Source organism: Paenibacillus sp. FSL L8-0340 (assembly GCF_038593145.1).
In the GTDB taxonomy this organism is placed as follows: Bacteria; Bacillota; Bacilli; order Paenibacillales; family Paenibacillaceae; genus Paenibacillus_AQ.
This window is the reverse complement of the sequence record NZ_CP151967.1, coordinates 1,417,672-1,430,635: the sequence shown is the minus strand read 5'-3', so window position 1 is coordinate 1,430,635 and position 12,964 is coordinate 1,417,672. Positions and strand designations below refer to the sequence as shown.

Below are 12,964 nucleotides of genomic sequence, written 5' to 3'. Positions count from 1 at the left end.
CCGGTTTTGTTTTATTTTATCCGGTGATTCTGAAAATATTCGGTCCATTCCCCCATGATAGTTACTGTCACAGTATCCGTTTTGGTATTAAACTCATTTTTAGCGGTAAAAGTGAACGCAACCGGACCATCCGGCAGCTTTTCAAAAGCGGGATCATACAGTTCGCCAGTCCACAGCGTTCTGTCGCTGTTCACCGGATTCAATTGAACCGTGTAGCCACCCGTCATGGTCACATCAACTGTATCTGGCATACCCGTGGTTTTTGCCTCAAGTACAAAACTCTCTCCCGCCCAAAAGATGTTGTAGCCCCGCGGACTCTCCGCATTCCCGCTCTTTTTTAAATTATAAGCTTGCCTATTCTTGTTCCACTCCCCTGTGTGCTGCACTCCGCCCTTGACCGTCAGCAGATTGACCATAAAATATTTACGTGGGGAAACGTTACTCCAGCCGAAGCCATCAAACACCTCTACCTCCACTGCATACTTCTGATTTTCTGCCAGGCTTCCTGCCGGGATCTCCCACTGCTTCGCACTTGAAGTCTGTTCCCCCGACTGTACAGTCACAGCCCCGGTCGTAAGATTTATGATTCGCACTTTATACCGCTGCTGCAGATCTCCATCTTCGTCCTGGTACTCCCACTTGATAATCGGGGTTAGCGTGTTGACTACCGTTGGACTTGCCTGACTGCTGCTGGTCGGGTACGTAATGTTCACCGTTGGCAGCCGATTGGCCACAGTGATGGACTGCGACAATTCCCGGTACAGCCCCAGGGAGTCTGTGACTACCTGTCGCAGCGTAAAAGTCCCGTTAGTGGTGAACTGCTTACTGAAATTGCTCTGCCCGCTGGCTAAGCTCTCGGTTCCGCCTGCCGGCTTCAAATAATACTTATGGCTGATGCTATCGCCCTTCACGATATCCGGATCTGTCGCCTTATCCTGTATATTCAAGACATCCGTCCGGTAGATCGGCACCAGGGCTGCATTACGTCCTGTGTCCGTCAGTAAGGTGAAGCCCGGTTGCGGCGGATTGTCGAGGATGAAGGCTTTCTCATTTGAAATTTCCGACCAGGAACCTTTGGAGTATGCTCGGCCGTACAGATAAAAGTATACGAACCGCTCAAAAGTCGGGTTCGGAATCTGATACTGCCGTAGCGTGCCGGTGGGATCATTGTTCTGAATGGTTTTAACTAATGATCCGTCCTTGTCATAAAACTCTAATAAATACTTCTCTTGCGCGTCGTTCTCCGGATCGGAGTATGTCCACTTCACTAGCGGATCTCCCAGCAGCTGCGCATCAATGATGGAAGGACTTGCTGCCGTCCCTACCGGAGTGGTGAGTGTCAGCGCTGGCGGCAGATTTGGAATAACACTGACCTCCAAGGTGGCGATATTGGACTTCGCCCCAATCTGGTCAATCGCCCAGTGCTCAAAACGGTAGGTACCTGTCTCTGGAAAACTCACCTCTACATTCGGGGTCGCATAGCTCTTCATTTGGCCGCTGCTGTCCGTAACATTCCAGTAATACCGAAGTGTGTGCTGATCCGCTGTATCTTCGTCTACGTCCCCTGAATTGAATGTAAGTGTGTCATCCTGATAAACTTGTGTCTTCCCGATAATCTTCGCTGTTGGAATATGATTCAGCACGGTGAACGCCCGGGAAACTGTTGAACTCAGCGATCCGTCAGATGCGGTTAGCTTCATCTCCCATCGATCCGAGATGGATTGTTTGGGCGAAAGACTGTTCGCGTTAATTAGATTTTGCATGACCACAGTCTGATTTCGATTGGTCCCTACAGCATAATACGGACCTTCACGGTTCGCTGTTTTCCAAACATAGGACAAGCTGTCACCGTCCTTGTCCGGATCTGGAGTCAAGTTTTCTAGGGCAATAACGGTATCCCGGTATACCTCCGAAGGCATATTGAAGTCAGCAATCGGGGGATGATTCATTACCGTCACGCTCTGGCTGTAAGGCTCAGACCATAATCCGCGGTTATCGCGTACTTTTAAGGTCAGTTGATAACTTCCTACTCCATTGCTGGCGATATTCGGCGGTGTGTTGGCTCCACCGGTATAGGACCATACCGTCTGTGAACCATTTTTCACGACGGACCATTGATAGGTATCCAGTGGGTCATTGTCGGGATCAAAGGATTTGTCGGTGACCGTGGTTGCCTTCCGGTAGGAAACGGTGCTCGGCTCTACGGTAAACAGTGCTACCGGAGGCAGGTTCCCCGCCGCTGTGCCAACCGTGCGTACACACCAGTCACTCCACACACCCAAAGCATTTTCTCCGTCTATGTCTCGTACCCGCAGGCGGATAACATAGTTTTCGGTAGATGATAACGTCCCTGAAGGAGTACCATCTTTCCATAGCTCTTCGTCACCTTTTTTATATTGCCACTGCCGCTGTGTTAACCCCTTATCCACTCTGGAGATATGATCGGAGTCAAAGGAACTGTCGGTGATCTGCAAAGCTCCTCCGACTAATTTAGCAGTGAATAAGGCAATCGGCTTGCGGTGTACCTGGAAGGAAAGCTTCGTAAAGTTGTCACTGCCCCACATACGGTATTCACTGAATCGATTATCCGCCGTTGGCGTATCCTTGGGCTGATAGGTAACGACATAGTAACCGGTGAATGGAAAGGAATCATACGGCGAATTCCTCCAGGCTCCGGAATCTGCAAGCAGGCCCATACTGTTGTCAAAATAATCGGGATTATGCTGGTATTTAAAACGCTCCGCGTATTTGGCATCTCCCTCATAATCGCTATATGATGTGCTGTTCTGGATTTGGCTATTAATAAGCACGAATGCACTACGTTTTAACCGTTGCCTCACTTTAAAGGACATCGAAGCAGAGGCTGAAGCATTTGAGGGATCGACCGCCTTCACAATTACCGTGTAGTCTCCTGGAGGTATCGCATCCTCCAGAACATCAATAGGGATCGAAAACGCTTTGGTATTATGTGCTTTGGGCACGATAATTTTCTTGTACAACACATTAGGGACTTCTACACTAACGGTAACATCATTATTATCCGCATCCTGTACATAGCCCTCCACATTAAGAAGACTTTTACCCGCATCATTTTGCAGCGTTTGGCCACCTGGTGTTGTGAGTGACAAAGTAGGCGTTGAGTTGACTACCAGATCAAAACTCATAACTTTCCTTATTCTAAAAGTTCTAGAATGATTGTAATCAGCTACATCATTCTGCAAGCTTACCTCAACTTCCATTTGTTTTGGTGGGTTGACGATTCGCTTTTGGACCCCCGGATATTCGGCTTCATATTCTTTGAAAGGATCATGACTATCATGTAGAATATCCACCATCGTATCTACTTCTCGTTCATTTTGCTCTGGTGGGTTTTTTTCCGGAAGATAATCTTGAGTGGTAGTAAAATGCATTTCATCCACTGGATTGTACCAAGGGTAATCCGGAAGATCATCTCTAATCCCCATATACATACCGAACTGAACCTTGTTTCCTATATACATATCTCTAGAAATATTTGTTCTCCTTGCCCGATACTGGGCGGGAAGAATTCTATAATTAAATTCTTTAGTGATTTTATTAAACGTTATATTTGTAATCGTGGTCTCAGATGCATCTAATATCAAAGTACCGTTTCTTATAATTCCGTATTCATCGTCGGAATAAGATAAAGTATCACTCCATGCGGGTATGATTACATCTGCATATTGGATAATATTTGTATCCAGGGCGTTCACTTTAGCTGTTCCCGGAAAAGCTTCCGGGAACACTGAAAGGACCATCAACCAGCAGAGCAGTACAGTTACGATCCGTTTTACCATGTCCAATCCCCTTCGGGTCCAAGATTCACTACCTCCACAATTTTCTCATCAATATGCTGATCCGATGAATCGGCATGTCTCCGATCGGCTTCTGTCACAAATTCATCAATGGTCGGTTGATTGAAGCTTTCATATGCAGTGTGCCGGATCTCATATCTACCCACATGCGAAAGTTCCAAATTTAGCCGGTGCTCATTTGCATCGCTGAATACCACCCAGGATTCGTCAGCAAAACTCTTATCGTTGTCCGAATCAAAACGGTACTCCCACACTCTACGGCTGATGATATCGCCGTCAGGCGAATAGGACAGATCATCCAGAGTGACTATCGCTTTGTTCCCCTTTTGCGGATCGCGGTAAACTCTCCCCGGTGTGGAGAAATACATGATCGGCGGATCATCCGGCACAATTTCAAAGGTGACTTCGTTCGTTGCGCTATACCCTAAAGTGTTCTCTACATAAATGGTAGCCTTATATAGCCCCGGCTCCCTAAACAGAACATCTTTTTGATATATACCATTTAAGCTGCCGCTATACTTGATTGCTGCATTACTGCCTCCAGCCCCGGCCACTGCAGAAATGGTGATTTTCGTTTTATCGGTTTTGATTGGATAATGTTTCGGGCTGGTACTCTTGTCGATCAGCGTCACCTTGCGATTCTGCTTCTTCGTCCCGCCGATCTCCAGGAGCGCCTCTGGAATCGGCTCAATGACACGGACGAAGGTACCCGCACTGTCGATCATCATGTCCTTGTCCACTACCGTAAGCCCGATGGAATTTTGCCCCACTCGTTCAGAGGGGTACCACAGGGTGGCCAAGTCTCCTTTTTGAGAATAGGACACGAAATTGGCTCCCTCTGATGCGAAATAATAGCCGTTAATGTCTCCATCCGGATCGTAAGATCCCGAACCGTTAGCAACAAGTTCATCCCCGGCTTTAACGATAGGGTTAGCAAAAATGGAAGCTACAGGAGGCCTACCCTTTGGAGTTGGCGGTTCTTCGATATTAGGAGGGAAGCTAACGGTGGGTTCGCCCTTATAAACTTCCACGGTAGCCTCTAACTTTTCGGAGAGAAAATCTTTCTTCCCCTCTTTCGTCTCTATCGGCTTGCTGAAGCGTACCGTAACCCGTAATTCATAAACCTGCTGATAATTATCTGTACTGTTTTCAACTTTCATCTTTGGGATCTTAAATTTACTAAATGCCTGACTGCTTGTTTTACTTTTCTCAAAACTTTTCTTGGTGTCTAACGTACTGGGGCTTTCCTTTTCCTGTGCATAAAACACCCATTCTGCGATGTTAGAGGAATTTTCATACCCTGAAAGTATTCCTTTTAGGGTCAAATTGACCGGCACATCCGCATTAGCATATTTGAATGGATTGGGATCGGGTTTGTTAACGACGACTAATCCGGTAAGGGATGGTCCTTCTTGAAGAGCATAATCAAAGGAGACATTGCCGACATAGCTGTATGTGGTTTGTTTGACTTTTCCCTCGAAGTAATAAGGGATCGTAACGTAATACAACCGGCCAATTACATTGGTACCATCGAAAGAAGCAGGAGGATCTTCCGGCCAAAAACTCCCAGAAGGTACAGAGTAGTGGACGGTATAAAACCTTTCATTTATTTTATCAATTGTTCCTGGGCTACCCTGGATCGTCCCCATATTTGTTTTAATGCTAGACGATTCGACGCTGCTGTAAGGAACAGTCTCTGTCCCATCAGTCGTATACCAAGTGGCGCTACTGGGATCTTTAGGTTCAGAATAAGTTGTTACCTCTGTTAAAGGCGGAACCTGAGAAGGAGGAGGATCACCTGCATTACGATTGTAAGTTTGTTGAACTTTAAGTAAAGGTTTATAATCATTGATCTGCCATCTTTTCCCGTCAGAATATCTCCAGATGGAGTTGCCTACATTAGAGAAGAATTTCTTGTTAAATGGACCGTCTTTACCTATAACATCTGTATTTTCAAATTTTTCGTTACCCTTAAGCGTTATTTTAATTTTCCCATTCTCCACAGAGATTGCACCGATTACTGCGTTATTACCGTTATATTTTAGTGTTCCTGTTTTAATAGAGGTGCTAGTTACTCCACTGGGAAGATCCAGAGTGAAGGTCTTTGCGCTGTTATTAGATCCTGTCAGTCCCATTTTTATTGGGATAGCCACTGATACGGATTTCGTATCAGCGGCTTTTGCGGAATGTGTTAAAAAAGGACACAACAACAATAAACAAAAGATAATAATAGATACTTTTTTCACTTTATTTCACCTGTGGAACTACATACTTAAATTCACTATTCTTTTTGTTGTCTACAGTAATAAGGAATACATCAAAAGAACCATCATAACTATATGCCTGATAGGTTGAGAGTTTTTGACTTGGCGCTAACTTCCAAGACCATAAAGCTTCTTTATTATTTACTAAATCGGCCTTTAGGGAAGGCATGGATTTATAGGCATCGTCTTCAAAGATCAACCGCCATTTATCACTCATATCCTTTGAAGATTGTTGCACAACAACCTTACTGTTATTTGCAATCGTCATTTTTGTCCAAATGAAATATTTCTTGTCTACTGAATAACCGTATTTCTTTATCAGAGCCTGAGCTGCTGCAGACTTCGTTTCCATGATCATGATCTTCTCCAGCGTATAGCTAAAACCCCCAGCCGTCACAGTCACCGGCAGTTCGATATCCTTTTTCAGACCATAATTTGAAAGGTTGTCCCTTACAACTGGAGCAACTGGAGCAGCTGTAGCTGCCGGTTTTGCGGCTGCTGCGTTTGTAACCACAACCTGCCCCAATACTCCGCTAAACAACATCGATCCTGCTAAAGCTGCTTTAATCATTGTCTTTTTCATTTTGAATTTCCCCTTATATTCATATTTAGTAAGGCATCTATTTACAGGATCGATAACTATACCTGTGGGAGACCTGGATAAGACATCAATAGTCTTATTCAAGTTAAGCTGTCAAATGGCCCTCCCTATCCAACGAATCTATCATCTCAAAACAGTTCGTTGATCTTGTACTTACCGATTACACTGTTGTCTCCGGATTTCTTGATTTGTACCACTCTTTACGGTTGAAATCCGGAGACAAAGGCGCTCGCTATCGCTCCTACAGTTCCAAAATCCCCCTCCTGCTTTAGTCTCTAGCCAGTTCTTTAGTTCAACTGATATAGCAGATATCCTGCATCTGACAAAATCACTCATTCAGCTTATACTCCTGCACCGCCGGTACAATAATGGCCTCCTGAACTTTAGCTCTGGTGACCAGCACCGGATGTTTGGTCTCAATAACAGCGATGACCGAGGGGCCTTGTATGTATTTGGCGATGCCATGAGCGCTGTCTTCGTAAAGGAACGGGAAATTCACTCCAGTCGATTCATCCACAATGTCGAACTTTACAATCTTCACCTGCGTCTGGAGCCTGCTGCCTGCCAGGGGGGAGAGGCCGCCATCGAGGCCCAGATTAATCTGAAGCGACTGCCGGAAGGTGGCGTAAGCTTCAGCAGGGTCGATGATCAGACGGCCTTGTGCCCGTGCGGCTTCATTCAGTTCCTGTGATGCATCGTGGACAGCCATATTGTTGGCATCCTTCAGCATACTGCGCAGCATGTCCCACTCCTGATTCTGGATCTGAAAAAACCAGGAATAAATAAAAATCAGCAGAACAAAGGCCAGCTTAATAATATAATCCATAAATTAGATTCATCCCTTAATCAGTCAAGATACTCACTCATGATCGATCCATGGCCATAATAACGTGTTGGTTGAGACATACCTGAGAAATTATAGGGAAACAGGTTCATCCGCGGTGCGGTCACATACACATCAAGCCGCTGTTTACGCTCCTGCACACTCGTCGTGCTGCTTGTGATTGCAATTGAAGCTTCAGGAAATCCAACTGCCTTCAGATTCGCAGTGACCTCACTTCGCAAGGAAGCCGTAACCATGCCCTCTGTTGCCGCTTTTTGCGTAATATAGGAGGTGTTGGCTTTGACCTGCAAGTCCAGCAAATAATCGATGTACGTAAAGATCGGCTGCAGGATGATGAATAAGACAAGCCACATAAACAAAGCGCGGAGGACGGTTGCCTTCAAACTTATCGCCCCCTTTTAATACTGCTCCACTTGCTTGGTATGTGTAATGATATCGTCCTGGCTTCCGCCAATGATGTCTGTTGCTGCCGCAATAAAGATCCCCGCAATCACAAAACCGATAGCCAGAAACATAGCAACTGAAATGGAGTCTTTTTTCATATCGTCTTAGCCCACTTGATGGGGTAAAATATCACCCAGAGCCATTTGCCCCGGCTGGGCAGGTTGAAGCATAGTTACACCAGGGATATCGGGTCTGTTATCATCCGCCTTAGAGACCACATCACGTACCAAAGGAACCAAAATGGCAATTACAATGGCAACACAGAGAAATCCGATAGCGATGAACAGTCCAGTAGAAATAGCGTCTTTTTTCATTGTTAATATCTCCCTTTTAATTGTATATTTTATAGTGATGCTTGAATATAACAAAAACCTCACTGAAACATCCCCACACCGTTAAAATTGCCCTTAATCAGCATGATGTACTGCATGGCCAGCGAGACGATCATCAGGAAAGTGGCAAGCGACGGGATCACGTTGATAATGGTGGAAACGTCGCCGATAAACGACCATTTTTTGAGATATTGATCGCTGGAGATTTTGGTAATGATCTTGCCTTGTTCCCGCAAATAGTTCGCCGCTTCCGTGTCATCATCCATCCCCTCCGTGGCCAGCAGGATTGAGCGGATATCGTTGATAAAAGCATGACCGTCTGGAAATTCACCGCAGAACCATTCGATTGCCCGCTCGTTCCCCTCATCGACTGCCCGTTCGGACAGCTCATATAAATCCTGGCGGATGTATTGGAAATGGCTGGCTGTTCCTGCACAGAAGGCACCAAACTGCATGTACCCCCGCTTGCGCAGCCGGTTGTTCTCGTAGAGGCGGATGAAGGAGATCAGTTCACCGTCTTTTTGAATCAGCGCTTTCTGATGCAGCCAAGTGAGCAGCCAGCCAAACGGCAGATAACGCAGCGGACTGGTGATGAGCAGAATCAGTAAAGCAATCAGCAAATCATAGATGGAAAAGGGAACTGAGCGGATGAAATCACCCGTCACCTGAACAGCTAAATAAATCAATGCCGCCGAATAACGAAACAGTGTGATTTTGCCTGCAGATATCGAGAGGCCGCTGCCATGCAGTAATTGCTGCAGCCGCTCATTTTGCACACGTTCCCCCAGCGCCTTCCACTTCACGCCTAACCGGTGAACATATCGTTCCTGCCTGCTGCTGCTGCTCACAAAGACCAACAGCGAGAGATATACAACACCAAGTATTGAGATTAATAGCAATAATCTATCCATAGTTCATCACCTTAGTGGTAGTCCAGTTTGGGTCTGGCGAGAATGGTACTAATGATGAAAGAAATAAAAAGCCCGGAGATAATGATCGTCAGAAAAATAATGCCGACTGAAGTTTCAAACTGCAGCTTAAAATAAACATCAGGCTTCAGCATGTAAATAAAAGTTCCGACAGAGGATACGAGCACTATCAGGTTGCCGTACAGCCCCAGGCTGATTGCATCCCTGCTCCCGGCTTTTACCGTCAGAATCGTCTCCCGCTGCTGCTCCATGGACTGATTCAGCATCATGAGCGAGCTTTTTAAATAACGGGTGCCTTCCTTCTCGCAATACAGCAGGTCTGACACGAATTCTACAGCGAAGGTTGTCCCGATCGCCCCGGAGAATCTGGCTGCTTCCTCATTCAGCTCACTTTCATTACTGTAATTAGCGAATGCCGCACCCAGTAACCGTAGGGGAGTCTTCAGCACATTATCTTCGGTCAGGAAATCAGACGTTCTGGACAAAATAGCATCTACCGATAAATGCGTGAATTTGGTAGCAATTTTGATGACATCAAGCAAATCGTAGCTTCCGCGCACTTTTCTCTGGGCATGGGTGTATCTCATCCGCAAATAGGGAACGCTCGCTGAGATTGCTGCCACAAATAACGGAAGGCGCCAAGCACCTTTAACCGGCAGCCGTTCATTGAAGCTGATCCCCTCCAAAAAAGGATTGCTGAAGCTCATCTGTCCCGGCAGCTCTTTTAACGTCAACAGACCGGACAAGAAAACCGCTGTGAACAGAAAGACCGTCCGCATGGAGAAACGCATGACACTGAGGCCAGGCTCATATTTCCGGTGTGAGAAATACAGCAGATCATCCAGATGCCGGTACAGCCACATTCTTTTTTTGATCCCGCTGACCTTTTTGCCGAAAAGACTGACCCTCAGGTTCATCCGATAGTCTATTTTTTGTCCGAACTCCCGCAAATGCCGATCCACAAGCGGCTTCACTAATAGCCAGATGCCCCAGACAACCAGCACATGAAGAGCAAAGCGGATTATATAAAAGATTAGCTCCACACTCTCCGCCCCCTCATTCGTTCAACACAATCCTCGATTTCAGGCTTTCCTTCAGCGGTCCTTCCATCGGTTTCATAGCGGCCAGATGCCCCAGCTCATGGAGAAGCAGACGTGTTGCCTGTGCATTTTTCTTTTTCATCTTGGTCATCAGGGCTGTTGTCAGCTTGTCATTATAGCTCCAGGCGGATTTCTTATCCTCCCAGCGCATCAGATCATTGGCAAACACCGAATTGCTGCCTTCTTCATAAAAAACCTCAGAAATCCGCGCCAGCCGCTTTTTCCCGTCCGGAACGCTTTCCAGAATAAACACCAGCTCACAGGACTTCAGCGCGGAGATCAGATGTCCCTTCAGACTGCCTCCGATCCGTGTGGACACGGCAAAAGCGCCCTGATAAGGAATATCCTCCGAATCCACCGTATGAAAGGTTCCCGTGATGCCGTCATAGCCCTTTTCCCCGCTCCACAGGTAAAACTCCCATTCGTTATAGCGCATCTCGGTCATATATAGGATATTGGGATCATGCCGCAGCGACTCCACCCCAACTTCCATCAGCTCTTCGTTGGCAGCCTGGATCGGAATGATCCGGTGACCTTTAATCTGGTACGGCAAAATCGACTCCGGATGTTTCTCGATCATCACCACTCCCATGCAGGAGGTGGAACCGAGCAGCTGCTCCCCGACAATCGTGTTGGCAAAAGTGGTTTTGCCCGAACCCACTGCCCCGGCAATAATCGTGTTGCGGAACGTGCCCGCTAACGCCCGGATCAGTTCAATTGCTTCGGCAGGAATACATTCCGTACCGGCCTGATCCTCCAGATCTAGAAACTCCACAACCTGGCGGCGCAGCGAGATGGTCGTAAAGCCGTCCCACACCCTTGGCGACACCCATATCGCGAGCCGGATGAACCGTCCGGGCCAGAGCGGATCATCCATTTTGAACTCTACCGAAGGATTGTCTTTGTTCAGCTTTTTGTTGGGATCACTTTTCAGCAGGGAGCGCTTCAACTGCTCGACCCGGTCAAGCGAAGGCATTTCATACGGGTAAGGCACAAATTTCCCGCGGTGGTTATAAAAAATTTGCTTACCGATCATCTGCAGCCCGGTAGATTCGCTGTACGCCCGGTCCGTGAACCAGCGGTAGGCTGGCCCAAAGCCCTTCCATTCGTGAAAAAGCGCTTCTGCCGCTGTCCGGTATGCCTCCGGCAGCTTGCCGGTGAACGGTGTTTTGCGCAAGTATTTCTCGATCTCGTTCATAAAAAAGCTAACCGCCTGCGGATCACCGATCAGCGCCTTTCCATTCAGCTCAAAATAGCTGTCATCCTCCCGCTCCAGTCCGGCGTTCATATCGTTTTTCATCTTTTGCAGGAAGCTATAAAAGTCCTCCTTGCCCGGCTTGCTGGTGCGAAGCAGACTCTGCTTCAGCGAGAAGGGCCGATGGGAGTCCAGATAACTGTGCCGGTTATTCGGCTCAAGACCGGACGGACTATTGTCCCCCATATACGGACGAGGGTAAAGGTTACCTTGCGGCTTCCTGTGATCTTGCTTCTGGCCCCGCTTCTGTTCTGTTTGCCACATCTCTTCCCGGTATTCGATCATTGAAAAATCCCTCTCTTTCGGGCTTCCTGCGCCAGTCCAAGACTAACCAACAGGGAGTGGACCTTGTCGTCTACCTGCTGAAGCTCCTTTTTGCCAAGCGGCAGTGATTCCAGAAAAGGCTGATAATACGGCAGCTCAAGCAAAATCTCACTGCCGAACCGCAGCGCCAGATTCTTAGGCGAGGTCAGCTCTTCGACATTGCTGCGGTTTATAATCCACTGGAAGTCCTGCGGATAGAGGTCCATGTGTCCGGCCAGTTCCATCAGGGGCTGAAGGCGATATTCGTGTTTGGGATGGGTTACGATCATCCGGAGCACTGATTTCTGCATTCCTACGTACCACGCGGCACTTTCGGGAATGGAGCCAAAATCGGCAACCACCAGGTCTGCGTTCGCCCTAGCTTCCGTGAGCAAATATTCAATCTCCTCCTCCTGATAATCCTGTGCGCTTAAGTAATCGAAGTTGCCTGGCAAATAACTATATCCCTCCTGCTTAACCAACCCTGCGAAATCCTCGGGGTGGAGCATCTTGCCGGTAATACGCGGACGCAGCCTGTCCAGACTTACGGCCGTTTTGGGATCATAGCCTGGATCATACAAATCCAAACCGAGCAAAATCACACGCAGTCCTGCTGCCGCAATCCTCCTGGCGAACAGCTTGGCCACACTTGTACAGCCAATGCCCGGACCGGATCCAAAAAAGCCGACCAGATTTCCACGCTCCTCGTGTTCCTCCTCCAGAATGTACCGCAGCTTCTCTACCACCGCCGATGATGTTGAGCGGGGCGGAATGAAGAATATGCCAAGGCTCTCACACAACATATGTATAGACTGATAGCCGCGGACTCCCTTTTGCAGATACATATATAAAATAGTTGAACCCGGGTAACCTTGGCGAAGTCCGCTTAAGGCTGCAACAGGCACCTGATCGCTTGTTACCATCAGCATGTGCCCTTCGGCATGTTGGACTTCGGGCAATACACTTTGTGTGATGACCGTGAACCCGGCAAGCTTGATTTCGTTAATGGTTAGCTGATCCATACCGAGACTGAAAATTTTCAAGACTGCCTTCCTC

General features: G+C 47.4%; 11 protein-coding genes. All 11 read right to left on the bottom strand.

Annotation, left to right across the window (positions count from 1 at the left end):
• Positions 1-11: 11 nt before the first annotated feature.
• A complete protein-coding gene (locus tag NST07_RS06565) occupies positions 12-3,818 on the bottom strand; it encodes a hypothetical protein (protein ID WP_342481252.1) in 3,807 nt (1,268 codons plus the stop codon).
• Positions 3,812-6,082 carry a hypothetical protein gene (locus NST07_RS06560; protein WP_342481251.1) on the bottom strand — a complete coding sequence of 757 codons (2,271 nt, stop codon included), beginning with the start codon at positions 6,080-6,082 and terminating at the stop codon, positions 3,812-3,814. The genes NST07_RS06565 and NST07_RS06560 overlap by 7 nt, the downstream gene beginning before the upstream one ends.
• Before the next feature lies 1 nt (position 6,083).
• Positions 6,084-6,683, bottom strand: coding sequence for a hypothetical protein (locus NST07_RS06555; RefSeq protein WP_342481250.1), 600 nt, complete (start codon positions 6,681-6,683; stop codon positions 6,084-6,086).
• Between the two features lie 346 nt (positions 6,684-7,029).
• Positions 7,030-7,527, bottom strand: coding sequence for a hypothetical protein (locus tag NST07_RS06550; protein ID WP_341090462.1), 498 nt, complete (start codon positions 7,525-7,527; stop codon positions 7,030-7,032).
• Between the two features lie 20 nt (positions 7,528-7,547).
• Positions 7,548-7,928 (bottom strand): hypothetical protein, encoded by a 381-nt coding sequence (locus NST07_RS06545; RefSeq protein WP_342481249.1) that lies wholly within the window; start codon positions 7,926-7,928, stop codon positions 7,548-7,550.
• 15 nt (positions 7,929-7,943) lie between these two features.
• A complete protein-coding gene (locus NST07_RS06540; protein WP_156130821.1) occupies positions 7,944-8,087 on the bottom strand; it encodes a hypothetical protein in 144 nt (47 codons plus the stop codon).
• A 6-nt stretch (positions 8,088-8,093) separates the two neighbouring features.
• Entirely contained in the window at positions 8,094-8,303 is a 210-nt protein-coding gene (locus NST07_RS06535) for a hypothetical protein (RefSeq protein ID WP_341377577.1), read from the bottom strand.
• A 59-nt stretch (positions 8,304-8,362) separates the two neighbouring features.
• Positions 8,363-9,232, bottom strand: coding sequence for a hypothetical protein (locus NST07_RS06530; protein WP_341377576.1), 870 nt, complete (start codon positions 9,230-9,232; stop codon positions 8,363-8,365).
• 11 nt (positions 9,233-9,243) lie between these two features.
• Positions 9,244-10,293 carry a hypothetical protein gene (locus NST07_RS06525; protein WP_341377575.1) on the bottom strand — a complete coding sequence of 350 codons (1,050 nt, stop codon included), beginning with the start codon at positions 10,291-10,293 and terminating at the stop codon, positions 9,244-9,246.
• Positions 10,294-10,306: 13 nt separating this feature from the next.
• The gene (locus NST07_RS06520; protein WP_342481248.1) at positions 10,307-11,890 is read right to left on the bottom strand and encodes an ATPase, T2SS/T4P/T4SS family; all 1,584 of its coding nucleotides are present in this window, start codon (positions 11,888-11,890) and stop codon (positions 10,307-10,309) included.
• Entirely contained in the window at positions 11,887-12,951 is a 1,065-nt protein-coding gene (locus NST07_RS06515; RefSeq protein WP_341377573.1) for a hypothetical protein, read from the bottom strand. Before NST07_RS06515 ends, NST07_RS06520 begins: the two co-directional genes overlap by 4 nt.
• Positions 12,952-12,964: the final 13 nt, after the last annotated feature.

Bases quoted from the DNA above. Each gene is read 5' to 3' on its own strand.
- NST07_RS06565 (WP_342481252.1), bottom strand. From the start codon at position 3,818: ATGGTAAAACGGATCGTAACTGTACTGCTCTGCTGGTTGATGGTCCTT.
- NST07_RS06555 (WP_342481250.1), bottom strand. From the start codon at position 6,683: ATGAAAAAGACAATGATTAAAGCAGCTTTAGCAGGATCGATGTTGTTT.
- NST07_RS06550 (WP_341090462.1), bottom strand. From the start codon at position 7,527: ATGGATTATATTATTAAGCTGGCCTTTGTTCTGCTGATTTTTATTTAT.
- NST07_RS06540 (WP_156130821.1), bottom strand. From the start codon at position 8,087: ATGAAAAAAGACTCCATTTCAGTTGCTATGTTTCTGGCTATCGGTTTT.
- NST07_RS06535 (WP_341377577.1), bottom strand. From the start codon at position 8,303: ATGAAAAAAGACGCTATTTCTACTGGACTGTTCATCGCTATCGGATTT.
- NST07_RS06530 (WP_341377576.1), bottom strand. From the start codon at position 9,232: ATGGATAGATTATTGCTATTAATCTCAATACTTGGTGTTGTATATCTC.
- NST07_RS06520 (WP_342481248.1), bottom strand. From the start codon at position 11,890: ATGATCGAATACCGGGAAGAGATGTGGCAAACAGAACAGAAGCGGGGC.